The following is a 23087-nucleotide window of genomic DNA, read 5'->3' as shown; positions in this document are numbered from 1 at the left end:
TCCTGGAGCCGCCTCCGTGTTCGACGCGCTGAACGGCGCCGGCATCGAACTGCATCCCGGCCAGTTGCCCCTGGTCGGCGCGGTGCAGGCCTTGATGATGGTGATCGTCAGCCTGCACCTCGATCCGGCGCAGCTGCGTCGCACGCTCGGCTCCGGTAAATCCCTGCTGGTGGGCCTGGCGGCGCAATGGCTGCTGCTGCCGACGCTGACCCTGGCGCTGGCCTTGCTCCTGCGCCTGCCGGCGAGTGCCGCCGCGGGGCTGCTGCTGGTGGCGGCCTGTCCCGGTGGCGCCGCCGCGGCCTACCTGAGCCTGGTGGGACGCGGTAACGCGGTGCTCTGCGTCGGCCTGTCCGCCATCGCCACGCTGGCGGCGGCAGTGCTGACCCCGGCGGTCTTCGGTACCGGCGCCTGGCTGCTCGGCGGGTCCGGCGGCAGCGCCGGCATACACCTGGACTTCGTCTCGCTGCTGCGCACCGCGCTCGGCCTGATGCTGCTGCCGCTGCTGGCGGGACTGGCTTTCCGCTGGCGCTTTCCGCAACTCGCGCTGCGGCTGCGCCAGCCCTTGAAGCTGGCGCTGGGCCTGATCCTCGGCATGCTGGTGATCGGCGCGCTCTACGGCAACGCCGGCAAGCTGGCGCAACTGCTCAAACTGCTGGTGCCGCTGGTGGCCCTGCACAATGGCCTGGGCCTGCTCGGCGGCTACCTGCTGGCCTGGGCCGCGCGTCTGCCGGCGGCCGACCGCAGGGCCATCGCGCTCGGCACCGGCATCACCAACTCGGGCCTGAGCGTGGTGCTGGCCTTCAGCCTGTTCCCCGATTCCGCCGCGACCGTCGCGGTGGTGATGTGGTGGAGCGCCTGGCGCCTGTTGTCCGGCGGCGTGGTGGCGCTGTGCTGGGCGCGCGGCGCGTCCCCATCGCCTGCAGCCGAGGAGCCGGCCATGCCGGTGGCGCAATGAAGCTCGGCCCGAACATCCTGCGCGGCCTGGTTCTGGGCGGCCTGATGCTGCTGGCGCAAAGCGCAACCGCCGACGAGCCGGTGCGGCGCTTCTACGGCTATGCCTACGACCTCGATAGCGGCCGCTACCTCTACACCGAAGTGCACGCCCAGCGTTTCGAACAGGGCCGCTGGCTGGGCGGAACCATCGATTACTACGCCGCCGACGGCTCCCTGCTGGGACGCAAGACGCTGGACTTCAGCCGCGACGCCTACGCCCCGCAGTTCCGGCTGGAGCAGGCGGACGGTTCGGTACTGGCGCTCGCCGGGCAGCGCGACGGCGTGGAACTGCAACGCCGCCGCGGCGCCGATCGGCCGCTGGAACGCAAGCACATCACGGCGCCTGCCGCGGGCGACGGCACGCTCTGCGCCGACGCCGGGCTGCTCAACCTGATCCACCGCCATCTGGCCGAATTGCAGAACGGCCAGGCGCTGCGTTTCACCATCCTTGCCGCGGGCAGCCTCGACAGCTTCCGCTTCAGCGCCCGCAAGAGCGGCGAGCGCATGGTCGACGGGCGGCGCGCCATCGCGCTGCGGCTGGAGCCGGACTCGCTGCTGCGCCTGCTGGCCGCGCCGGTGGAGCTGGTCTATGCGCCGGACGGCGACCGCTTGCTGGAATTGCGCGGGCCGTCCAACATTCGCGATCCGCGCACCCACGCGGTCTACAACACCCGCGTCATCTACCCTGACCGGGCGCCGGCCGATGCGCCCGCCACCTTGCCGCCATTGGATGGCTGATGCGATGAGTGACTGACAATGAGCGACTGGATGGTCGGCGCGGCGCGGCGGGAGATCCGCTTTCCCGGCTATGGCTTCGGCATGATGGGTTACGGCCGCGCCACCCAGGTGATCCGCGGCCACGCCACACCGCTGTACAGCCGCGCCTTCTGCATCGCCGACGGCGCGGACGGCGCACCGCTGTTCTTCGCCCAGTCCGAGATCTGCATGATCTTCCCGGAACTGAAGCGCGCGGTGCTGAAACGCCTGGGCGAAAGCCATCCCGGCCTGTTCAGCGAGGAGCGGCTGATGCTCACCGCCTCGCACACGCACAGCGCGCCCGGCGGCTTCTCGCACTTCCCCTTCTACAATTTCTCCATCCCCGGTTTCCGGCCCAAGGTGTTCGACGGCATCGTGCGCAGCCTGTACGAGGCGCTGACGCGGGCCCACGAGCGGCGCCAGCCCGCCACGCTGCACTTCACCCACGGCGATTTCGCCGAGGAATCCGGCGTGGCCTTCAACCGTTCGCTCGCCGCCTACAACCGCAACCCTGGCGTGACGCCGCTGCCCGATACACAGACGCACCTGGCGCTCGAGCGCACCATGTGGCTGCTGCATGCGCGCACCCCGGACGGCCGCGCCATCGGCCAGATCAACTGGTTCGGTGTGCACCCGACCAGCCTGGGCAATACCGGCCACCTGGTGTCCTACGACAACAAGGGCTATGCCGCGGAGTACCTGGAAAAAGCCATGGGGCCGGGCACGGTGGCGATCTTCGCCCAGCAGTTCGCCGGCGACGTCTCGCCCAATGCGCAAGGCAGCAGCCGCAAGGACTGGCGCCGCGGCCCGTACCGGGACGAGACGGCCAACGCGCAGTTCAACGGCCGCCTGCAAAGCGACCAGGCCGCGGCGCTGCTGGCGACCCTGGGCGAACAGCACCGGCTGCGGCCCGGCGCGACCGATGCCGCGCTGGTGCGGCGCGATCTGTCCAGCGTTGAAGTCGATTCCGCCTACACCGGCGGCGTGGCCGGGGAGAAAACCTCGGCGCCCTGCCATGGCCTGCCGTTCTTCCGCGGCTCGCCGGTGGATGGCCCCGGCGCGCCGGCGCCGGTGATCGCGCTGCTGCGTACCCTGGCCCTCGCCGCACGCCGCGCCGAACTGAAACACGCGAAGCGCGCCGGCGGCGCGGTGCTCGAAGCGGTGCTGGCCAAGCAGCGCGCACAGCAGCCCAAGCTGATCGTCTCCGAAGCCGCCGAAGGCACCTTGCTCGGACTGCGCAGTACTCTGCGCCTGCCCGCCTTCCTCGATCCCATCCTCAAGGAAGTGCAACGGCAGGAGCGCGCCGGCGCCCTGGCCGAAAAGCCCTGGGTGCCGTCGGTGCTGCCGCTGCAATATTTCAGGCTGGGCGAACTGGCGTTGATCGGCTTTCCCGGGGAAATCACCACCGTCGCCGGGCGCGAACTGCGCGAACTCTGCGCCACCGTGCTGGCGCCGGCCGGCGTGCGCCAGGTGGTGATCAGCTCCTATGCCAACTCCTACTTCGGCTACTGCACCACCTACCACGAGTATCAGGCGCAGCTGTATGAAGGTGGCCACACGACCTTCGGCAACCGCACTCACGACGCCTTTCGCACCGAGTATGCGCGCTTCCTCGGCGAATGCCTGAAGCCGGCGGCGGAGCGGCGCCTGGAATCGGCGAGCGAGCATCGCTTCTCGCCGGAACTGCTGGCGCTGCGCAGCGTCGCTTAGCGACCGGGTTCCCTCTTCGACCAGGCGCGGGCGGTGGCCCAATCGCGCTGCACGGTGCCGGATCTGCGTTGAGCGATCTTTACAAAGCCCGGTCCCAAACCGTCCGGCAATGTTTTCCCGTACCCCGGACACCAGCATTCCCCTGGGGAGCGCCGGTCGACACTACGCAACCGTCGTGTCCGTGCGGTACCGCACCCACGGCATCCGCATGGATGCGAACGTGGACGGCGGCTGGCCATGTGACGATGCCAGAGTGCGCTACCGCACCGTAATCCCGCGCTCATCGGCAGAGTCTTGCGGCATCTGGCGGGTACGCAGCGCAACGGGACTGACAGCATGATTCGACTCAGGGGCACCAAGAAGAACTACGCGTTCGCCGTATTGGGCGGACTCCTGATGGGCAGCGCCTATGCGATGAGCACGCCCTCGACCCACGCGCACGGTCAGATGCTCGCGGCGCGGCCATCGGCCGCCACGAAAACGCTGAGCGTCGCCGGCACCGGCATTCCGGGCATCGTCAGTCGCGAAGCGGCCGGCAAGCTCCCGGATGAAGGCGCCCGGGTCCGCGTCTGGACCATCTGAGCCGGGCATCCGATCGATCCGCCGCATTCAGGAAACAGCCCGTTCATGACCACCGAAAAATTCGCACGCAGGAACCGGATCATCGCGCAGCACCTCGCCGAGATCGCCCTGCACCAGGAGCAGATCGAAGCGGAAGGCGCGGGCCAGCCGTTCAACCGGCATTTTCGCGAGGTGCTCGGCGCGCAGGAGCATTTGCTCAACGCGGTGGAGCGCCTGCTCGAACAACTGCCCGGCAGGAGCATGACGCGGCACGGCATTGAGCATGCACCTGCGCCAGCGGCCAACGACAGCCTTCACGCAGCTATTACGCAATCGGGCCGAGTATTACCGGTAGTAATTACCGATGCAGCGCAACATGAAGCGGCAGCCTTGTCCGTGGCGACCGGCACAAGCCATTGAACCTGTACAACTAAACCGGATTTACCGGGACGCCGCGAGCAACGGCATGGTCCATGCGCCATCCCTCCCAGGGAATGCCGCATCGACATCCCGACGATTCGAACCAGATGGAGGAAACAACCATGCTGCACTACGCAATCGTATTCCTGATCATCGCCCTGATCGCCGGCGTGCTCGGCTTCGGCGGCATCGCCGGTACCGCCGCAGGCATCGCCAAGATCCTGTTCCTGGTGTTCCTGGTGCTGTTCCTGGTGTCCTTCCTGATGGGACGCCGTCCGCGCGCCGATCTTAAGAGCCTGTAACAGAATGAATCGCGCCTGCGACGGCGGTCATTTTTGCGCAGTGCTGCGCCGGACAGAGTGCGGCATGGTGATTCCATGGTGCGCTCTGTCCGGCGCAGCACTGCGCAAAAATGGCCCCGTCCCGAAGGGTTGCGCCCAAAATCGCGCCAGGCTGCGTTGTCAGCCCCAGCCATGGAATCACCATGGCTGGGGCCTCCGCCTTGCCTGACGCGATTTTGGACTGCAACGCAGGTGCGATTCATTCTGTTACAGGCTCTTAGGCCGCGATCCGCAAATTGCCGGCTCACGCCGCCATCGAACGCAAGGAGTGCAAGCGATGAATGAAGATACCGTCAAGGGAAAATGGAAACAGTTGTCGGGCAAGCTCAAGGAAAAGTGGGGCAAGCTCACCGACGACGACCTGAAGCGTGCCGAAGGCAACAAGGACTATCTGGTCGGCAAGCTGCAGGAGCACTACGGCCTCGCCAAGGACAAGGCGGAGCAACATCTCAAGGAACTGGGCCACCCGTAAGGGTCCCGGCGCAAGGAGAACGACATGCGCGGAATACTGCTGTGGGCGATCGGCCTGCCGATCCCCGTCATCATCCTGCTGTACCTGTTCCACGTCATTTAAACCCGCCCGGACGGGTCAAGTCCCGGGGTGCGCCGACGAAGGCCGGATCCGGGACCGGATCCGGCCTGGCAAAGGAATGACGGCGCTGACATCAAGGAAGATCGGAAGCCGCACCACACGGTGCGGCTTTCTTCACGCACCTACGAAATTCACCGCGGCAAGGAATGCACATGGCTGACATGACGACGCTGGACTGGAAGCACCTGACGGCCATCGCGGACGGCAAATCCGCCACCGCAGCTTCCAGAACCTGCCAGAAGAAACTGACGGAGCGGCAGTACATCGTGCTGCGCCACAACGGCTCGCTGGCCATCACCGGGCTGGGCCGGGAATCCCTGCTGCGCCGGAAATACAAGCTGGCCATTCCGCCGAGCGAGCTCGACACGCCGGAAGTGCCGCGGGTCGTTGCCGAGGCAATGGAAGGCGAAGACCTCGCGGCTTGACGGTCGCGCGCTGTACCGCTCAAACGATCGTTTCGAGCTGCCCCATCGGCAACGCGGCACGGACGCTGAAGCCCATCGCCTCATAGAGCCTGCGCGCGGCGGTGTTGCCCTCGCTCACGTGCAGGAAGGATTCCAGGCCCAGGCCCCGATGCCGCTGCAACAGGGCCTGGGTCAGGCGGCGGGCATGGCCCCGACCGAGGTGATCGGGGTGGGTGCAGACTCCGCTGATTTCCTGGAAGCCGTCGAAGGCCATGCGCTCGCCCGCCATGGCCACCAGCCGGCCATCGGCGAAGATACCCAGGTAGGTGCCCAGCTCGCAGGTGCGCGGGCGGAAGAAATCCGGGAAGGCAAGCTGCGCCAGGCTCAGCATGGCGCGGTGGTCCGCGGGGCCAAGCTCACTGACGGTGATCGCGCCATCGGGTAAGGCTGCTTGCCGCGGCGGAACCATCTGCAGCACCGCGGAGCGTGAGCGGAAACGCCAGGCCGCCGGCAAATCCTGCGGCAAGACACCCAGAAAGTAGGCCCCCGCGGCACCTTCGCCCCGGCGCAGGACCTCATCATCAAGCGGAACATCGGCCGCGGGCACAGCGATGAAAGGCGCGCAAGCCGCCGGATAGCGGCGCACGACGCCGCAGACTTCGGCAAGATGCCGGTGCCGGCCGTTCAGGGCGTGCCAGACGGGGTTGTCGAGCTGGGTGGATTCCATGCGGAATTGTATCGGGCGGCACAGCCGCCTGCGCACCCGGTCCGGACCTGGCCCGATAGTCGATCCGAGCGGAAGACGTACCAAATGGTACATCAAGGCGCCCGAACTCGCGGCGACGAGGCGCCGGCTGCCGTTTGTCGTTCGCCTCCACCTCATTCAATCCAAATCCCGCTCCGCCGCATCCAACTCGCGATCGTGGGCCGTCATGCCGGACCGCGGAGCATGCCGTTCCCTGGCCGGGGCGGCGGCCCCGCGCGCGGCGGGAGCGTTTCTCCCGCCGTCTTCCGGACTTCGCGTCCCGCTTTCATTTCCAGCCGGCGCGCCCGGGAAGCGATGCTATGCACCGGCCTGGCCCTATTGTTCACGGAAGAGGAGGCGGTAGATGAAGAAGTTGACTTGGCGGCACCTGGCGGCGTGTTCCACCGTGGTTGCGGCGGCGGCGCTGTCGAATTCGGCCTGGGCGGGCGTACCTTCGTTCGCGGATGCGCCGGCGATCCACGGCGATTCGAATTTCTGTATCGGCAAGGACGATGGCACGTATGCGCATCCGGACTGCCGGGTGCGTTACTCCTGCGCGCGCAACAGCGCTTCCGAAATTCCCTGCCCTTCCGGCGAAGTATTCGACAAGCTGAAGAACCGCGACGACGATCCCTCGCTTTCCTACTGCAGCGCACCCGCCGTGGCGACGTATGCGGACTGCAGCGGCCTCGCCCCGAAGAAATGATGCGGCGCGGCTTACGGGAGGCGCACTGCGCCTTCCGTAAGCCGACGCTCAACGCAGGATCTGCGGGCCCGGGAGAAGCCCAGGTCCTGATGGTCGTCGTTGTGCACGCCCACATCGCTGCCGAGTGCGGCCAGCAGCGCCAGGGAATCGCCGAGGCGCAGGCATGCGCCGAGGTTGAGCAGGGTCTGCGCGTCGTGCGGCGCCAGCGTGTGATGGATTTCCGCCGGGCACTCGAGCGTTACTTGTGCTTCGAAACATTCGAGCAGGCGCGCCCGCAGCACCGGGCCTCGCGCCAATTGCTACTACGATGAACAACTCATCCGGGGACTGTTGTACGCGTCAGGGCACCAATGAGACAGCACATAGTATCCACGCGAATAGGTGCGAAGCCGCTGCCCGGCGCACTGAGGCCCAACACCTGCCCTCGAAACACGCGCGCGGCAGCGCCGATTATTTGGCCACGATCGGCAAAGAACCGGATATCGTATTTCCACGCTGTGCCGTTCCGATCCAGCTGCGGGTGCGCCGAATAGCGTTGCACTAAGTATTCGTCCACTGGCAGTTCGGCCAGCTTGTGCCGGCTGATGCTCTTGCCGACATAGACACCGCGGCTGGCATGGCCGGATACAGGTTTGAACACCCAGTCCTTGCGTTCGGCGTACCAATCGTCGAGCGGACGCGAGTTCATGGGGACCGTTTTCGCAATCCGGAAACGCTGGCCGCTGCTGGCATCGCATGCCAGTTCCGGCTGTTGTGACCATTCCACGAAGCGGCGCTTGTCGGCAATGGCACGATAGGCCTGCGGTGACGGTGCGATCGCGGTGGTGCCCTCCGACACTGCACGGCGTACGACCCGGTGGCGGGGCTGTTCAAGCGTGAAATCGGTACTGCGCCAATAGATGCGGTCGATCGCCGTGTCACCGTAACGCAAACGACCGGAGTGGTATCGCAATTCGGCTGCGTCGATCACCAGAACCTCGGCGCCCTCTTCGTGCATCATGGCGGCGAGCCCATGCATCTCGCTCAACAGTGGTTGCGTCGCCAAGGCATCATCCACGATCGCCACCACGCCAGCCTGCCGCGGTTCGTTACCGAGCAGGTCTCGCCGGAACAGATCCAGCAGGCGCCCCTGCAACTGTTCCTGCTCCCACTGCGCGCAGCAGTCGTTGACCTGCCGTGCCGCTGCAATGGCAGCCAGGACGCCGCCGGCATTGGTGTTGATCTCGATCAGTACCGGACCCTCGGCGCCGGGGTGCACGTCATAACTGAGCAGCAACGGGGAAACATCCGCACCCCTGTCCGCGACTACGATTCGTTCCCATAACGCGTGTATCCCCTCTGAGACCAGACGCAACGCAGTCTGCGAGAGCGGCACAGAGTCGCCCAGCACCGCCGGAACTTGCGTGACCTGGGCGAGAGTCTCTCTCATGTCATAGCCTTGCAGTTTTTGGCGCAGCGCTGGAAGCTTTCGACGCATTGCCCCAAAAAGAAACTCCGGCCGGTGCCGGAGTTCTCAAAATTCAATTGATATGGCGCTGCGATACCGAGCGTCTACGGTTTCGGCGTCGCATCGGGGGCCGTCGCCGGGGCAGCTTCGCTGTGATGGATCGGGACGGTCTTGTCCTTCATTTTGCTCATGCTTTTACCATCGGCCTGCGAGTGGTCCATCATCATATGATCCTCGCCCTGCGTGTCCGGTGCAGCCATCTTGGGTTTCTGACCACTGTGATGGATGGAACTCTTCTTGTCCTTCATTTTGCTCATGCCTTTGCCGTCGGCCGGCGAGTGCCCCATCATCATATGATCCTCGCCCGGCGAGCCGGCATCCGCCTTGGGCTCGTCGCCCGCATGATGGATGGGTACTCCCTTATCCTTCATTTTGTTCATGCTTTTGCCGTCAGCCGGCGAGTGATCCATCATCATGTGATCCTCGCCCGACGTGCTCGATTGCGGTGCGGCAGGCCCCGGAGCGGCCCGGTCATCAGCGTAAACGACCGCGGTGGCAGCAAGACACATGATTGCCGGCAGAGCAGCGATTTTCAATTTTGAAAACATTGTAAACACTCCTGAGTAACGAAATTGCCTTGGACGGTTGAACTGGAGGCCTGGCAGTTCCTTCAGTCCGCGTAATAGTTGGAAGCCTGACGTCACCGCTCGCCGCAGAATCGAGTTGAGGTTATGTGCTCTTCGACGGTGCGGCATTGAGTTAGATCAATCGCCCTGCTGAGGGAAAGCGACCTGCTTTGCCTATCATTGGTGCCAAGCGCCGTCGCGTCCCGTGGTCACCATTCCGCTCGATCAGCGGGCTCCGGAGATGTTTTTCGTCGCTGCTTGCGCGCAACCTCAATATGTTCAGCGTGATTGCCCTGGGCACCGCCGCCGCCTGGCTGTTCTCGGTGCTGGCGCTGGTCGCCCCAGGGCTGCTGCCGCAATCGTTCAAGCTCGCCAGCGGTGCGCCTGGAAGGCGCTCGAAAAATATTTCATGCCGAAGACCAGCAGGATGGTCACGGGAACGAGACCGATGGTGATGAGGGACAGGGATTCGGACATGGCACTTCCTTTCAGTGGTCGGACTTGGTGGACACGGCGGTCAGGGTCCTGGCGGCCTTGACGACGGCCGCCGGCGTGAGTTCGAAAGCGAAGTCGGCGACCTCGAAATAGTTCAGGGCCTTGCCTTGCCGTCGCGGGACAGCTCGAGCTTGCTGGTGACCAGCCCGACCTCTTCCAGCCTCTGCAGGTGGAGATGCAGCAGAGGGCGGCTGATGCCGACTTGGCGGGCGAGCTGGCTGACGTAGTTGCGGCCACCCGAAGTCAGCGCCGCCGTGATCCGCAGGCGGTACGATAGATACATCAATCAACTGTGTCTGATATCAGGCGACCGCTCGCTGGCGTTGACCGAGAAGAAGTATCCGCGCACCAATACGCTCTGGGCGGAACGGGCCACCAACCTGTCGTGGGCGCTGCTGCTGCAGGACAGCGAGGCCTCGCGCCGGGAGGCGCGGCCGCTGCTGGACCAGGCCACCAGCGATTTCCGCGCCTCGGCCAACATCATGGACTCGGTGGGCCAGGCCTTCCTGCTGCGCGGGCAACTCGACCTGCTCGAAGGCCAACGCGCGGAAGCCCAGGCCGATCTGGGCGAAGCCTTGCGGCGCCTGCAACATGAGCCGGAGCAGAACCCGGCGGCCCTGGCCAAGGCGCAGGCGCTGTTGCGCCGCCTCGACAAGGCCTGAGCTCCACCGGCTGTCGCACAAATCCCACCCGGTGGGCCATCTGGCGGGAATGGCTGCGTGAATCCGTGGTCACAAGTACTCGGGTGTCCACGGAGGACCGACATGAGCACACTCATCCACAACATCGTCAAGACGGACCGGGGCGATTACACCTTCAAGACGCGGGAGGAAGCGGAAGCCTTCTTCATCGCCGTGTCCTTGCGCGAGAAGGAGCGTCGCTCACCCATCGCGGACCCGGCCAGGCCGGCGCCGCGGCGCGGAACCGGCGCCACGGGCCGCGCTGGCCCGAAACAGGGCAAGCGCAACTAAGACGCCGACGGCGCCGACGGACGCTACCGGAAAACGTTATCGCCAAGGTTTATGTAGCGCGGGACGCACGGAACTCGGTGGCGTAGTACAGCAACGCCAGCACCGGCGCGGCGAAACCGAGCCAGGCGGCAAGGCTCCAGCCGCCCACGGCATAGCTCCAGGCGCCCAGCGCCGATCCCGCCGCGCCGCCGAGGAAAAAGGTGGCCATGAACAGGCCGTTGAGGCGGCTGCGGTACTCGGCACCGAGGGCGAAGATGGCGCGCTGGCCGGAGACGAGGTTGGCGGCGACGCCAAGATCGAGAATCACCGCTGCCGCGCCCAGCACCAGCAGCGAGAACAGCGAGCCGTCGTGGCGGCCCTGGCACAGCAGGAAGGCCAGCGCCACGCAGGACATGGCCGCGCCGGTCACCGGACGGCTCCAGCCGCGGTCCGCAAGACGCCCCGCGATAGGGGCAGACACCGCGCCGCCGACGCCGACCAGGGCGAACCAGGCGATGCCTCTCTGCGTCAGTCCGAAGGCGGGACCGGCCAACAGCAGCGGCACGGTGGTCCAGAACAGGCTGAACGCCGCGAACAGGAAGGCGTGGTAGAGGGCGCGGCGGCGCAGGATCGGTGTGGTCCGCACCAGCATCCACATCGAGCGCAGCAGGGCGCCATAGCGCGGCCCGGGCGCGGGCCGGCGCGGCGGCAGCACGCGCAGCAAGGTAATCGCCAGTACGAAGATGAGCCCGGCGGAGGCGAGGAACACGGCATGCCAACCCCAGGCGTCGGCGATCAGGCTGGACAGCGGCCGCGCCAGCATGATGCCGAGCAGCAGGCCGCTCATCACATTGCCGACCACACGGCCGCGCTCCTCCGGCGGCGCCAGGTGCGCCGCGTAGGGCACCAGCACCTGCGCCGCCACCGAGCTGAGCCCCAGCACGAAGGCCGCGGCGAGGAACAGCGGCGCGCTGCGGGAGAGGCCGGCAACCAGCACGGCGCAGCACACCACCAGCAGGGCGCTGACCACCAGGCGACGATTCTCGATGATGTCGCCCAGCGGCACGATGAACAGCAGGCCCAGGCCGTAGCCGATCTGCGTCAACGTCACCACCAGGCCGGAGGCGCGCGCATCGAGGCCGATGGCGGCGCTGATCGGGCCGACCAGGGGCTGGGCGTAGTACAGATCGGCGACGATGATGCCGCAGGCGGCGGCGAGCAGCAGCACCAGGCCGGTGGAGACGCGCGTAGGCTCGGCGCCGGTGGTGGTGAGGGGTGCGGAAGAAGGCAATGCGGGACTCCGGACAGGGCGCAATTTTAAGTGTTTGCGCCGGATGGCGTGAAAGCCTGTTGCAGACGCCGCGGGTTGGCGGTGCAGAAATGAAACGGTTGCCGTCGATGCGGGCCTGAATGCGCCGACCTGCAACGTAGAGGAAACGCATCCGTCATCTGGTGCGGATATTGCTTTTTTCAAGTCCGCGACAAATCCCGCGCAAGGCAAGGAAGCCGATATGCGACTCGCACTGATCCTGTGCGCACTGCTGCCGTGCACAGCGTTCGCCGATGACACAACACGCGTGAAGCAGCTGGAATACCTCGACTACGCCGCCGTCACGGCGGACATGCTGACCACGCATATCGCGGTGCATAACCTCGGCATGGAGGAAGGCAATCCCCTGCTCGGCAAACATCCGGCAGATGGCCTGATCGTAGCCAGCGGCGTGGCGCGCTACGCTATCGGCTACATCGTGGCGCACGGTAACGCTACGCCGCGCACCAAAAGAATCGTGCTCACCGTGATGGACTGCGTCGAACTGGGCGTGGTCGGCAGCAATGTGAGCACCATCACGCACCACGGCGTCACCGAGCCGGTGGCCATCGGCATCGGCATCACCATTCCGCTGGCGGTGGATTTCTGGCCTTGACGAGTGTGCGCGTTACAGACAGCAGCAGGCCGGCGTGAGATGCACGCCGGCCTGTTGAAGCACTGCCTCGGGACGTCAGGCCAGCTTCGCGTCCATGGTGATCTTGGCCTTCATCAGCTTCGACACCGGGCAACCGGCCTTGGCCTTGTTGGCGATGTCGGCGAACTTCACCGCGTCCGCGCCGGGGATGGTGGCGACCACGGTGAGGTGACTGGCGGTGATCTCGAAGCCGTCGCCGACCTTGTCGAGCGTGACTTCGGCGTGGGTCTCGATCTTGTCCGCGGTCAGGCCGGCTTCACCCAGCATCAGGGACAGGGCCATGGAGAAGCAGCCGGCATGGGCGGCGCCGATCAGTTCCTCGGGATTGGTGCCCTTGCCGTCCTCGAAGCGCGACTTGAAGCCGTAAGGCGCTTCCTTCAGCACGCCGGTTTCGGTGGAAATGGTGCCGCCGCCATCCTTGATGCCGCCCTTCCAGACTGCCCATGCTTTCTTTTTCACGTGCTGCTCCTCGATCGGTGAATGAAGGCCGCTTTACCCCTCGCGGCACCTGATTGGACACCGCTTGCGTGAAAACATTGCGACAGGCGGGACGTACGCTGTCGCACAGACGCCGCCGCGGCCAGCGCGCTTTACTCCGGTTTTCCGCGGAGGCGCCATTCCATGCCCTACAAACTCGGTTCACTGGCCCTGGCTCTGGCGCTGTTTGCCGCGCCGGGCGCGTCCTTCGCGCAGATCGGCATTTCGATCACCATCGCGCCGCCCGAGTTGCAGGATTACGAGCAGCCGGTGATGCCGGGCGACGGTTACATCTGGACGCCCGGTTACTGGGCCTACGGCGACGAGGGCTATTACTGGGTGGCGGGCGCCTGGGTCATGCCGCCGTCCGAGGGCGTATTGTGGACGCCGGGCTACTGGGTCTGGAACGATGGCGCCTACGCCTGGAACCGCGGGTACTGGGGCCCGCACATCGGCTTCTACGGCGGCGTCAACTACGGCCACGGCTACGGTGGGCGCGGCTATGACGGCGGGCGCTGGAACAATGGCCGCTTCGACAACAACCGCGCGGTGAACAATATCGGTAACGGCAATGTTCACAATACCTACAACGAACGGGTGAACAACAGCACGGTCAATCGCGTCAGCTTCAACGGGGGCAGCCGCGGCACCCATGCCGCGCCAAGCGGCGAGGAACGCTCGATGGCGCAGGAACACCATGTCGACGCGACCGCCGAGCAGTCGCGGCACGAGCAGGAGGCGCGCGGCAATCACGGCGGGAAGGAGGGGGCGAATCATGAGCGGCCGGCGGACGCCGGCGGCGGAAGGCCGGAAGCGAGAGGCCCGGCTGCCATGCAGCGGCCCACCGCGGTCGCCCGCCCGCAGGCGGCGCCGGCGGAAACACGCGTGGATCACGAGCATGCAGCCGGTGCGATGCGTCCGCAGGCGCAGCCGGACCGTCCGGTGCAGCCGCGTCCAGCAGTGCAGCCGCGGCCGGAGCAGCAGCCGCACCCGGTGCAGGCCTCGCGCCCGCCGCAGCAGTCACACCCCCAGCCGGAACAGCGGCCGCAGCAGCAACAACATCCGCAACAAGCACAGCGCCCGCAGCAACAGGCGCAACCACAGCAGGAATCACATCAGCAACCGCAACACGCCGCGCAGGAATCGCATGAGCACGGACGCCCCGGCGGTTAGTACAACTCCTGGGCCAGGCGGCGCGGCGGTCAGAGTTTCCAGGTATCCATGAACCCGGCGGCATTGGCCGCCGCATCGATCAGGCCGTGCAGCGCCACCACCAGCGTGAAGCTGCGCGTGCGCGCCCACAGCACGCCGAACAACAGGCCCACGACGCCCTGCATGGTGATGCTGTAAGCCGCTGCGGTGAGCAGGGTGGGATGGATGCCCAGGCCTTCGTCGGCACCCGCGCCGCGCAGCCAGAAGCCCGGCGCATGCGCCAGGCCAAAGGCCAGTGCAGCCAGGCAGACGGCGGAGACCTGCGATCCGGTCAACGCGGCCAGCCGCGACTGCAGCAGGCGGCGGAAGAAGAACTCCTCCACCAGCCCAGCCTCCAGCGACATCCAGGCGAAGCACAGCAGGACACCCAGCACCCAGTGTCGCGCCTGGACTTCCGGCGCCAGCAGTTGCCGCGCGCCGGTGCCGACGACGAACTGCACCGCCACCGCGATCACGCCCAGTACCAGGAAGCATAGCCACAGCCGGGCGCGCCCGGCCGTCACCGATCCGGCCGTTGGCCAGGCGCCGTGGGCCAGGCGCAGCACCAGGGCCGGCACCGCGACGAAGGCCGCGAGCTTGAGCAGTGTATTCACCGCATCGTGCCAGCGCGGATCCGGCGCGGCCGGCAACAGCGAGCCGAGCAGATAACCCTTGACGGCGAGGAACAAGGTCACCGCCAGCAGCAGCGCGAGCAGGATCGATGCCTCGTGCCGCAGCGGCGGCGCCGGCGTTCCCGGCGGCGGCAGGCGCAGGCAGCACAGCAGCGCCAATGCCGGCAGGCCAAGACCGAAGATCACCAGCACACCGATGGTGTCCTCCAGCGGACGCCCTCCGGCGGCCAGCACGCCGACACTCAGGCAGTAAGCCAGCACGAACAACCACAGGGCGCGATTGCGCAATACAGCGGGCATGAAGGTTTCCGGAAATCCTGGATGACCCTGCTTGGATGCGCTCACAGGCCGTGCTGGATGTGCGCGCCGCGGCGACTGCCGTGCCGCGACATCGGCGGCAGGCATTGCACTGTTTTATAGCGTCTTTTCGCCGCAATGCAGCATTTGGCAGAACGCGAAATTGGGTATAGCTTATGCGCGAGCGCATGGAGAAGGGATCTTCGGCGCCGCCAAAAAACTAAGGACAGGGGGAGACATGAAAACGGCTCTTGGGGCGGTATTTCTGGTATCCGCAGTTCTCGGCAGTCCAGCCATTCTCGCAGACGACCCAACCGGCACCGCGGCCGGTTCCACCACGGCTGCTTCCAACACGGCAGCCGGCTCGACCACCACGGCAGTTGTGACCGGTGTCGTGACGGCCGTGGTGATCGGGGCGATCGTTGCCGGGTCTTCCGACAACAACGGCTCGTCGACCACTTCCACGACCAGCACGCACTGAAGTTGGCGACCGGCACCGCGGGACATGCTTGCGGTCCCGCGGCAAGCCGGCTGTCGTCGTTTCTGCAAAGCAGGCACTGCGACCCCGCTTGAATGGTCGCTGGTGCTGCGTTGCGTTTTCCTCGCACGGGGGCGCCTGACTGGATGCCGGTTGCTCGTGATGGGCACCGCTCGCACGCCGCGCCGCCCTTTCGTGATGCACCGGCTTCCGCCACACTGCGCGCATGCACATCACGATTCGCACCCTCGCCCTCATGCGGACCGCGGCGCCGGTCCACCGGCGTATCCGCACTGTGGAGTACGCAAGGGCATGAGCGCTTCGCGCTGCCCTTGCGGCGTCATCGCCTATGACGGCGAGATCGTCTGCTACGAATTGCCCAAGCAGGGCGATGCAAATGGCGGCCGCGTGATCGAAGCACAGCGCTTGGGGCAGAAAGTACTGCTGGAGATCACGCCGGAACTGCGCGCGGCGATCGAAGCCGATCTGCGCAAGAGCCGGGAAGTGAAATGAACGCGACCTGGACCTGCTCTATTGCTTCAGCGGCCGACCGGACTTCCTGCAATCGAAGTTTTGAATACTTCCTTGCGGGTGCGGCGGAGCCGATGGCCCAGCCGTTTCCAGATCAGGCCAAAGCGGTATAGCAGACAATCTCGCGGCTGAAGCCCTTGATGATGAGCGGCGCGCGCGCTTCCAGGCGGCAACCCTCGCCCAGCGCGCCGGCCAGCTCCACGGTGCGGCCGTCGAGCAGGATCTCCGCATGGGCGGCGTGCTCGCACAGGCGCGAGGCGAGATTCACCGCGGAGCCAACGGCGGTGTATTCCAGGCGCGAGGTGGCGCCGATCACACCGACGGTGACGGCGCCGCTGGCGACGCCCACGCCGATGCCCAGGGCGTGCGTGCCGGTGCTGCATTCGCGCGTCAGCTCCACGCCGACGCTGCGGATGCGCCGCGCCATCTCCATGCCGCAGCTGGCGTGCTCCCGCATCGGGATCGGCGCGCCGACCAGGATGAGGATGCCGTCGCCGGCGAAGTCCTTGATGGTGGCGCCGTATTCGGCGACCACGGCGCCGACCGCGTCGTAGTACTGGCGCAGCACCTGCAGCACGCGGGCGGAAGGTTGCGCTTCGGCGTAGGCGGTGAAGCCGCGCAGGTCGCAGCAGACCACGGTGATCTCCAGCAGGTTTTCGCGCATGGCGGTCTTGAGGCCGCGCTCGGCCACCAGCTTCGCCACCTGCGGCGACAGGAAGCGCGACATGAATTGCCCGCGCTGGCCTTGCAGCACGTGGTAGCGCACCGAGCCGACCAGGAAGATCATCTGGCCGAGCATGATGGGAACGGTGTTGTAGCGCAGCGGCAGCACCAGGCCGGTGATGAAGCAGGGAATGGCGAAGGCCATGGAGAGGATGCGCACGCGCTCCGCCTTGTCCGGACGGCGGTTGAGCAGCAGCATGATCGAGGTGAGGCTGGCGTAGCCGATGACGATGATCGGCGTGGCGAACATCCAGAAGCCCGAGCGCAGGAAGGCGTTCTCATGATTCAGAGCGCCGAGGAAATCGAGCAGGCGCTTCTCCGGAAACAGGACCGACAGCACGCAGTACAGCACCGCCGCCGCCTGGCCCAGGCGCAGGAGCGCATCGCCGAAGCGCGTATCCAGGTCCTGCGCCGGCACGGTACGGCGCACCAGCAGGATCCATTCGAGCAGGGCGATGCAGGACATGCCTTCGGTGAGGGAGAACCAGCCGTGCAGGGCGACGCTGATGGCCCACTGCTCACCGACCACGATGTTGAGGTCGATGGACAGACCCAGGCCGACGAAGAACAGCGCCAGCCAGCGGCTGCTGAGCGAATCGCGGTCGGCGGAGATGAAAGCCAGCGCCATGCCCAGGGCCAGCAGGCTGACCAGGTTCTGCGACATGAAGTCGCCGGCCGAGATGCCGAGCGGCGACAGCTCACGCACAGTCGACATGCATCCCTCCCCGGGCCTGGCGGCGCGTCATGGCCGTCGCTTTATGGGCGCCGGCGGGACGGCGCATGCGGCACTTTAACGCAGACGCGGGAGTCGCGGCTTATCCCAGCAGGCCCAGCACATCCTTTGCGGTCTGCTCGCCGGCGCGGATGGCGCCGTCCATGTAGCCGGTCCAGCGCAGGGCGGTTTCGGTGCCGGCCCAGTGGATGCGGCCGATGGGTTGGCGCAGGGCCGGGCCCAGGCGGCTGAGCACGCCGGGCGGCAGGATGGTGGCGGGGGCGCCGTTGGTCCAGTCGTCGAGGGTCCAGTCCTTCTCGGCATAGGCCAGGGGCTTGCGCGCGTCGGGGCCGAACCAGCGGGCGAAACAATCAAGCACGGCGGCCTTGCGCGCATCGGCGGAGAGGCTGCGCCAGGCGCGTTCGGAATCGCCGCCGATGAAACCGAGCAGGGCGCTGCCTTCGGCGGACGAGTCGTCGTAGGTGGCGACCACCGGGCCTTGCAGACTGCCGACGTCGCCGGCGTAGCCGCGCTCGCGCCAGAAGGGCTTGTCGTAGGTCAGCACCACCTTGGCGTAGCGGCCCATCGGCGCGCGGCTTTGCAGTTCGCGGCGATTGCCGGCCAGGCCGGGTTCGAAGGCGATGCCAGCCGCCATGGCGGGCGGCAGGGCGAGGATGGCGTAGCGGGCGTGGATGCGCGCGGTGTCGGTGAACACGTCCACGCCGTCCGCGACCTGCGCCACGCGGCGCGCCGGCTGCGACAGCCGCACCGCGGCGCCCAGTTCCTGCGCCATGCGCAGGGACAGTTGCTGCGAGCCGCCTTCGATGACGCTGTCCTGCGCGCCGCCGGCACCGCCGATGAGCATTTCGATGCTGTCGCCCTGCGCCACGTAATAGGCCCAGTACAGCACCGAGATTTCGTCGGGATCGGCGCCGAGGACGGCGCGGGTCATGATGGTGGCGAACTGGCGGGTGGATTCGCTGAAGCTGTGTTCGCGCACCCATTGCGCCAGGGTCATGGCATCGAGCGCCGCCGCATCCGGCGCGGCCCAGGGCGCGGTGGTGCCGACCGCCTGCGCGATCCGGTTCATCCTGTCGATCAGGCGGCCGAGGTCGATCTTGTCGATCAGCGACAGCGAGGGCACCGCGCCGGCGAACTCGATGCGCTGGTCGGGCAGCTCCCAGATGTGCCTGGCGTCGCTGTAGACCGGCTGCAGGCGCAGGCCAAACTCGCTCACCAGGGCGCGCACACGGTCCTGGCTGGGGCCGACGAACTGGCCGCCGATGTCATAACGCCGCGCACCCACCGGGATGGTCCAGGTACGGCCGCCGACGCGGTCGCGCGCTTCCAGTACCGCAACCGTATGTCCCTTGCGCATCAGTTCACGCGCCGCCGTCAACCCGGAAAGGCCGGCCCCGACTACGACGACATCCACCGATTCGGACGGTGCGGCCGCAAGCGGCGCGCTACTGCTTGCCGCCGCGTGGCTGCCTGCCGTCGCGGCCGGCGCATGCAGCGCGGCGGCGCCGAATGCCGCGGCGGCGGACTGGATCAGCTGGCGGCGCTTGGGGTTGGAAGGCTGGTCGCTGTGCTGGGTCATGGGCGGATGGGGCTGGGCTGATGGTGTACGCACTGTAGGCCAGGGACGAAACGGATAATTGACTTTGCGCGACAGGCTGCCGCAACAATTGGCTTCCTCAGAGCACCGCCGATGCAGCCGCAAACCGCCACCGACCCACCGCTGTTCCAGACCGCCTCGCTGTCGCGCATGGCGCAGCTATGCCGCGAGCTGGGGGTGCGCGACGAGGCGATCCACGCACAGGTCGATGCGGCCTGCCGGCGCAGCCTGGCGCATGCCACGCTGGCCCCGGTGCAGCATGCCGGCGCGCTGTTGCAGGCCGGCGCCCTGCTCAGCGGCCGCGACGATTTCGGCCTGCGCCTCGGCGCACGGCATCACCCGGGCGATCTCGGCACGGCCGGCTTCCTGCTGCTGGCGGCGCCCACCGCCGGGGTGATGATCGAGGCGCTCGACCGCCATGGCCGGCTGATCCAGGACCAGGCTTTCGGCGTGGTGGCGGAGACCGGCGGCGTGGAGCTGTATTACACGGCGCCGGTGGACGACCCGGCGCAGCGGCGGCAGGACGCGGAGTTCAGCATCGCCTGCATCGTCGCCGCGGTGCGCACCGCGGTCGGCAGCCGACTGACGCCGCTGGAAGTGAGCTTCGAGCACGCGGCGCCCGCGGACACCGCGCAGCATCGCGCCCTGTTCGGCTGCCCGGTGCGCTTCGGCCGGCCGGCCAACCGCGTGGTGCTGGGCCGCTCGATCCGGCAGATGCCGATCGTCACCGCCGATGCGGCGCTGTTCGGACAGCTCGGCAGCTATGTCGAATCCGGCTTCGGCGCCGGACTGGAAACGGCGGAGCTGGTGGGCATCGTCGGCTGCGTCATCGCCGCCCTGCTGCCCGGCGGCGAGGCCTCGCTCGACGCGGTGGCGCGCCGCCTCGACCTGTCCCCGCGCACCCTGCAACGCAAGCTGGCCCAGGCCGGCGCGGGCTTCGGCGAGCTGCTCGACAGCGCCCGACGCGAGTTGGCGAAGCGCTACGTGCTGGGGACGCGGCTGTCGATGGCGCATATCGCGCAGCTGCTGGGCTATTCCGAATCCGCCACCTTCACCCGCTCCTACCAGCGCTGGCACCAGGTGGCGCCGCGGCGGCACCGGCAGAGAACGTAGGGCGGCCATAGCGCCGGCGGTCGACGCGGCTTGCCGATAGGCTACTCCTGCGCGTTCACACCAAATCGCGCCTGCAACTCACGCCGCCCCGCCCGCGTCACGCCCAGGGCGCGGCTGTCCAGATCCTTCTCCACCCATTTGCGTTGCAGGGCGATTTTCAGCAGGGCCGCGCCGATGGCGCCGCCGATGTGCGGGCGGCGCTCGCTCCAGTCGACGCAGGCGTAGGCGAAGTGGCGGCGCTGGGCGCGCAGGGCATCGACGTCGATGCCGAGGCCGGTCAGGGCGCGTTCGCCCAGCCGCGTGAGTTCGTAGGAACCCTCGCCCGCGCCGGCGGAGAGCCAGCCCAGTTGCAGCAGGCGGTCGTGCAGCGACACGGCCAGGGCGCCGGCCATGTGGTCGTAGCAGGTGCGGGCGGCGCGCAGGCGCGTGGGGGTGTTGGGGACGAAGCGGTCGCGCGGGTTGCCGGCCAAGCCCATCAGCGATTCGAGCAGGGCGGCGACGCGGCCGTTGTCCAGGCTGTAGTAGCGATGCTTGCCCTGGGCCAGGACTTTCACCAGGCGCTGCTGCTTGAGCCTGGCCAGGTGCACGCTGGCGGTGGAGGGGCTGACCTCGGCGACGATGGCCAGCTCGGTACTGGTGCGGGCGTGGCCGTCCATCAGGCAGCACAGCATGCGGGTACGCGCCGGCTCGGCGATGGCGGCGGCGAGCGCGGAAACGCTGACTTCGACCGGGTCGGCATTCATGCTTTGATGGTAAGCGAAGTGTTGCGGCGGCTCAACGCCGAGACTGCGGCGCATGAAGCCGGGCGGACCAGGCGGGGAAGGTGCAGGCGACGGGGATGAAGCACCGCCGCTGCTGACGCGTCGCGCCTTTCTCGCGCGGGGCCTGATCGCCGGCGCGGCGGCGGCGACCGCCTTGGATGCCTCCGCCCTGCGCGCCGATGTACCGGTGACTCCGGCTTCCCTCCTCCAGCCAGACAGGACCGCCAGCATGACCATCAGCTGTTTCATCCGCTATGAGATCGACCCGTTCCAGCGCGAGGCCTTCAAGGAGTACGCGGAGAACTGGGGGCGCATCATCCCCCGCTGCGGCGGCCATCTCCTCGGCTACTTCCTGCCCTACGAGGGCACCAACAACATCGCCTGGGGCCTGATCGCCTTCGACAGCCTCGCCGCCTACGAAGCTTACCGGGCGCGCCTGAAGACCGATGCCGAGGGGCGCAAGAACTTCGCCTTCTCGCAGGAGAAGCGCTTCATCCTGAAGGAGGAGCGCAACTTCGTGGAGGTGGTCGACGGGACATTCGGCATTCCCGCGGTGAAGGGCTGAGCCAGCTTGCGAAGAAGCAGCCGCTTGGCCGGAAGCTTGCCGGGGATTAGGATGCCGTTCGCTCCGGAGTCTCCCGATGAATCGCTTCGCTTCCTTCCATCGGCATCGCCGCCGTCGCATTGACTCGATCCTGCGGCCGGCCTGCATCGGCACGCTTTTGCTGCTGGCGCAGCCGGCCTTCGCGCAAGGCGCGGATCCCGGCAGCAAGGGCAAGGCGATTTACGACAAGTCCTGCGCCAGCTGCCACAGCTCGGGCTTCGGGGCCTTCTTCACCGGGGCGCCGAAGCTCGGCGCCGCCGACTGGAAGGCGCGGCTGGAGAAGGCGGGATCGGTCGACGCGCTGACCGCTTCGGCCATCAAGGGCAAAGGGGACATGCCGCCGCGCGGCGGGGCCGGGGCGAGCCTGTCGGACGATGACCTGAAGATCACGGTCGAATACATCCTGGGTCAAAACGGGCAGCGCTGAGGCCGCTCCGGCTTCAAACCTTCACAACCTCTCCCACATCCAAACTGGTACAAGCAGCCGCGGGGAGAGTATTGCTTGCGGGCGCTGGCCCGAAGGGCCGCAGCGTCCGCGCCGGAGAGCATGCTGAAGCACTCGGGCGAAACCGCCTACCGCGAGCAGGCGCAGATGCATGCGCGCATGTTCGAAGGTGCCGACAAATCGAACATGGCTTCGCCGCCGGAAGTGATGGCCGCTACCATCGCCGGGGCCTTGCGCGCGCAGCGGCCGCGTACGCGCTATGCCACCGGTGGCGGGGCGAAGATGATTCTGGCGTTGCGGCGGTTTACTTCCGATCGCGGGTTTGACTGGTTGATGCGGACGATGGAGAAGCGGATGGCGGGATCGGGGGCTTAGGGTTCTTGTTGCGCTAATTCGCCCTGCTTGCTGGTGTAAAAAGTCGCGTTTTTCTCCATGCGTGCCATGTGTGCCAAGGGTTTTTGTTGGCACGCATGCGGCGAGCGATGCGCGTACGACGTTGTTCGGCAAGCACATTGCGTTCAGCAAAACTGGATCCCCGCCTGCGCGGGGATGACGAAGAGGGCGAAGGAGCGCCCAAGAGCGACGCTTCGGCTTTTGACGTTGCTTTGCGCTTTTGCTGTGCTTTTGATTTACCCCTCCCCGTGTGGCTGCGCCGAGCATCGCAGGCCAAGGTGGAACAGCCGCGCGCAGACGCGGGCGAGGCATGGATGCCGAAGCCGTTTTAGACAGGCCAGGGATGGCCTGTCTAAAACGCCCACCTTGGCCGAGAAGCGCAGGGGACCGAGTAAACACCGA

29 protein-coding genes and 1 pseudogene are annotated in these 23087 nt (G+C 67.0%); 19 read left to right on the top strand and 11 right to left on the bottom strand.

The annotated features are described in order from the left end of the window. The first annotated feature begins 16 nt into the window (after positions 1-16). The 8 genes from BP26_RS26390 (at position 17) to BP26_RS0104495 (ending at position 5798) form a co-directional block, all read left to right on the top strand. Positions 17-955 carry a bile acid:sodium symporter family protein gene (locus tag BP26_RS26390; RefSeq protein ID WP_036516146.1) on the top strand — a complete coding sequence of 313 codons (939 nt, stop codon included), beginning with the start codon at positions 17-19 and terminating at the stop codon, positions 953-955. Continuing rightward, positions 952-1731: a hypothetical protein gene (locus BP26_RS0104525; RefSeq protein ID WP_029919392.1), complete on the top strand. Its 780-nt coding sequence runs from the start codon at positions 952-954 to the stop codon at positions 1729-1731. The genes BP26_RS26390 and BP26_RS0104525 overlap by 4 nt, the downstream gene beginning before the upstream one ends. A gap of 18 nt (positions 1732-1749) precedes the next feature. After that, positions 1750-3459, top strand: a complete 1710-nt coding sequence (locus tag BP26_RS0104520; RefSeq protein WP_029919391.1) for a neutral/alkaline non-lysosomal ceramidase N-terminal domain-containing protein — start codon at positions 1750-1752, stop codon at positions 3457-3459. Positions 3460-3795: 336 nt separating this feature from the next. Continuing rightward, the gene (locus tag BP26_RS0104515) at positions 3796-4041 is read left to right on the top strand and encodes a hypothetical protein (RefSeq protein ID WP_029919390.1); all 246 of its coding nucleotides are present in this window, start codon (positions 3796-3798) and stop codon (positions 4039-4041) included. A gap of 45 nt (positions 4042-4086) precedes the next feature. Then, complete coding sequence (locus tag BP26_RS0104510; RefSeq protein WP_029919389.1) at positions 4087-4440, top strand: hypothetical protein; 354 nt, start codon at positions 4087-4089, stop codon at positions 4438-4440. A 122-nt stretch (positions 4441-4562) separates the two neighbouring features. Then, positions 4563-4742: a DUF1328 domain-containing protein gene (locus tag BP26_RS0104505; RefSeq protein WP_029919388.1), complete on the top strand. Its 180-nt coding sequence runs from the start codon at positions 4563-4565 to the stop codon at positions 4740-4742. 316 nt (positions 4743-5058) lie between these two features. Beyond that, positions 5059-5253 carry a CsbD family protein gene (locus BP26_RS0104500; RefSeq protein ID WP_029919387.1) on the top strand — a complete coding sequence of 65 codons (195 nt, stop codon included), beginning with the start codon at positions 5059-5061 and terminating at the stop codon, positions 5251-5253. A 272-nt stretch (positions 5254-5525) separates the two neighbouring features. Further along, positions 5526-5798 carry a hypothetical protein gene (locus BP26_RS0104495; RefSeq protein ID WP_157572355.1) on the top strand — a complete coding sequence of 91 codons (273 nt, stop codon included), beginning with the start codon at positions 5526-5528 and terminating at the stop codon, positions 5796-5798. 19 nt (positions 5799-5817) lie between these two features. Here the strand turns inward: BP26_RS0104495 and BP26_RS0104490 are convergent, their stop codons facing one another. After that, on the bottom strand, positions 5818-6504 hold the full coding sequence (locus BP26_RS0104490; protein WP_029919385.1) for a GNAT family N-acetyltransferase: 687 nt from the start codon (positions 6502-6504) through the stop codon (positions 5818-5820). Between the two features lie 382 nt (positions 6505-6886). Between BP26_RS0104490 and BP26_RS0104485 the strand changes: the two genes are divergently transcribed. Further along, positions 6887-7228 carry a chitin binding peritrophin-A domain-containing protein gene (locus BP26_RS0104485; protein WP_029919384.1) on the top strand — a complete coding sequence of 114 codons (342 nt, stop codon included), beginning with the start codon at positions 6887-6889 and terminating at the stop codon, positions 7226-7228. Positions 7229-7239: 11 nt separating this feature from the next. Here the strand turns inward: BP26_RS0104485 and BP26_RS0104480 are convergent, their stop codons facing one another. From BP26_RS0104480 to BP26_RS26385, 4 genes and pseudogenes are all read right to left on the bottom strand, one after another. Beyond that, the gene (locus tag BP26_RS0104480; RefSeq protein WP_157572354.1) at positions 7240-7524 is read right to left on the bottom strand and encodes a hypothetical protein; all 285 of its coding nucleotides are present in this window, start codon (positions 7522-7524) and stop codon (positions 7240-7242) included. Between the two features lie 20 nt (positions 7525-7544). Continuing rightward, on the bottom strand, positions 7545-8657 hold the full coding sequence (locus tag BP26_RS0104475; protein WP_157572353.1) for a hypothetical protein: 1113 nt from the start codon (positions 8655-8657) through the stop codon (positions 7545-7547). Between the two features lie 122 nt (positions 8658-8779). Further along, positions 8780-9283: a hypothetical protein gene (locus BP26_RS0104470; RefSeq protein ID WP_029919381.1), complete on the bottom strand. Its 504-nt coding sequence runs from the start codon at positions 9281-9283 to the stop codon at positions 8780-8782. A 506-nt stretch (positions 9284-9789) separates the two neighbouring features. After that, positions 9790-10079: pseudogene (locus BP26_RS26385) on the bottom strand (ArsR/SmtB family transcription factor). Between the two features lie 40 nt (positions 10080-10119). On the opposite strand from BP26_RS26385, the gene BP26_RS0104455 reads away from it, so the two are divergent. Further along, on the top strand, positions 10120-10458 hold the full coding sequence (locus BP26_RS0104455; RefSeq protein ID WP_029919380.1) for a hypothetical protein: 339 nt from the start codon (positions 10120-10122) through the stop codon (positions 10456-10458). A gap of 102 nt (positions 10459-10560) precedes the next feature. Next, positions 10561-10767: a hypothetical protein gene (locus tag BP26_RS0104450; protein WP_029919379.1), complete on the top strand. Its 207-nt coding sequence runs from the start codon at positions 10561-10563 to the stop codon at positions 10765-10767. A 49-nt stretch (positions 10768-10816) separates the two neighbouring features. Here BP26_RS0104450 and BP26_RS0104445 read toward each other — a convergent pair whose 3' ends face one another. Next, on the bottom strand, positions 10817-12037 hold the full coding sequence (locus BP26_RS0104445) for an MFS transporter (protein ID WP_029919378.1): 1221 nt from the start codon (positions 12035-12037) through the stop codon (positions 10817-10819). Between the two features lie 220 nt (positions 12038-12257). On the opposite strand from BP26_RS0104445, the gene BP26_RS0104440 reads away from it, so the two are divergent. Beyond that, positions 12258-12671: a hypothetical protein gene (locus BP26_RS0104440; RefSeq protein WP_029919377.1), complete on the top strand. Its 414-nt coding sequence runs from the start codon at positions 12258-12260 to the stop codon at positions 12669-12671. 75 nt (positions 12672-12746) lie between these two features. Here the strand turns inward: BP26_RS0104440 and BP26_RS0104435 are convergent, their stop codons facing one another. Beyond that, positions 12747-13169 carry an OsmC family protein gene (locus BP26_RS0104435; RefSeq protein WP_029919376.1) on the bottom strand — a complete coding sequence of 141 codons (423 nt, stop codon included), beginning with the start codon at positions 13167-13169 and terminating at the stop codon, positions 12747-12749. Between the two features lie 162 nt (positions 13170-13331). On the opposite strand from BP26_RS0104435, the gene BP26_RS30290 reads away from it, so the two are divergent. Further along, positions 13332-14360 carry a YXWGXW repeat-containing protein gene (locus BP26_RS30290; protein WP_051748298.1) on the top strand — a complete coding sequence of 343 codons (1029 nt, stop codon included), beginning with the start codon at positions 13332-13334 and terminating at the stop codon, positions 14358-14360. Positions 14361-14389: 29 nt separating this feature from the next. Here BP26_RS30290 and BP26_RS0104425 read toward each other — a convergent pair whose 3' ends face one another. Beyond that, positions 14390-15310, bottom strand: a complete 921-nt coding sequence (locus BP26_RS0104425) for a CPBP family intramembrane glutamic endopeptidase (protein WP_157572352.1) — start codon at positions 15308-15310, stop codon at positions 14390-14392. Between the two features lie 31 nt (positions 15311-15341). Here BP26_RS0104425 and BP26_RS29170 point away from each other — a divergent pair, with 31 nt between their 5' ends. Together BP26_RS29170 and BP26_RS0104420 are read left to right on the top strand one after the other, a co-directional pair. Then, complete coding sequence (locus tag BP26_RS29170; RefSeq protein WP_157572351.1) at positions 15342-15788, top strand: hypothetical protein; 447 nt, start codon at positions 15342-15344, stop codon at positions 15786-15788. Positions 15789-16097: 309 nt separating this feature from the next. Next, positions 16098-16298, top strand: a complete 201-nt coding sequence (locus BP26_RS0104420; RefSeq protein ID WP_029919373.1) for a hypothetical protein — start codon at positions 16098-16100, stop codon at positions 16296-16298. A 112-nt stretch (positions 16299-16410) separates the two neighbouring features. Here the strand turns inward: BP26_RS0104420 and BP26_RS0104415 are convergent, their stop codons facing one another. Together BP26_RS0104415 and BP26_RS0104410 are read right to left on the bottom strand one after the other, a co-directional pair. Next, positions 16411-17754, bottom strand: coding sequence for an adenylate/guanylate cyclase domain-containing protein (locus BP26_RS0104415; protein ID WP_245611707.1), 1344 nt, complete (start codon positions 17752-17754; stop codon positions 16411-16413). Positions 17755-17854: 100 nt separating this feature from the next. Further along, the gene (locus BP26_RS0104410; protein WP_084182796.1) at positions 17855-19351 is read right to left on the bottom strand and encodes a flavin monoamine oxidase family protein; all 1497 of its coding nucleotides are present in this window, start codon (positions 19349-19351) and stop codon (positions 17855-17857) included. Positions 19352-19462: 111 nt separating this feature from the next. Between BP26_RS0104410 and BP26_RS27305 the strand changes: the two genes are divergently transcribed. Beyond that, on the top strand, positions 19463-20482 hold the full coding sequence (locus BP26_RS27305) for an AraC family transcriptional regulator (protein WP_051748296.1): 1020 nt from the start codon (positions 19463-19465) through the stop codon (positions 20480-20482). 41 nt (positions 20483-20523) lie between these two features. Here BP26_RS27305 and BP26_RS0104400 read toward each other — a convergent pair whose 3' ends face one another. After that, on the bottom strand, positions 20524-21225 hold the full coding sequence (locus BP26_RS0104400) for an ArsR/SmtB family transcription factor (RefSeq protein ID WP_029919369.1): 702 nt from the start codon (positions 21223-21225) through the stop codon (positions 20524-20526). Positions 21226-21472: 247 nt separating this feature from the next. Here BP26_RS0104400 and BP26_RS31010 point away from each other — a divergent pair, with 247 nt between their 5' ends. The 3 genes from BP26_RS31010 to BP26_RS0104385 all read left to right on the top strand — a co-directional run bounded on the left by BP26_RS31010 (position 21473) and on the right by BP26_RS0104385 (position 22667). Further along, positions 21473-21808, top strand: coding sequence for an NIPSNAP family protein (locus tag BP26_RS31010; RefSeq protein WP_029919368.1), 336 nt, complete (start codon positions 21473-21475; stop codon positions 21806-21808). A 76-nt stretch (positions 21809-21884) separates the two neighbouring features. Continuing rightward, complete coding sequence (locus tag BP26_RS0104390; RefSeq protein ID WP_051748294.1) at positions 21885-22274, top strand: c-type cytochrome; 390 nt, start codon at positions 21885-21887, stop codon at positions 22272-22274. Positions 22275-22394: 120 nt separating this feature from the next. Continuing rightward, positions 22395-22667 (top strand): hypothetical protein, encoded by a 273-nt coding sequence (locus BP26_RS0104385; RefSeq protein WP_029919366.1) that lies wholly within the window; start codon positions 22395-22397, stop codon positions 22665-22667. The last annotated feature ends 420 nt before the right edge of the window (positions 22668-23087 follow it).

This window comes from Nevskia soli DSM 19509 (genome assembly GCF_000711955.1).
Lineage (GTDB): Bacteria > Pseudomonadota > Gammaproteobacteria > Nevskiales > Nevskiaceae > Nevskia > Nevskia soli.
This window is presented reverse-complemented; position numbering and strand designations above follow the sequence as displayed.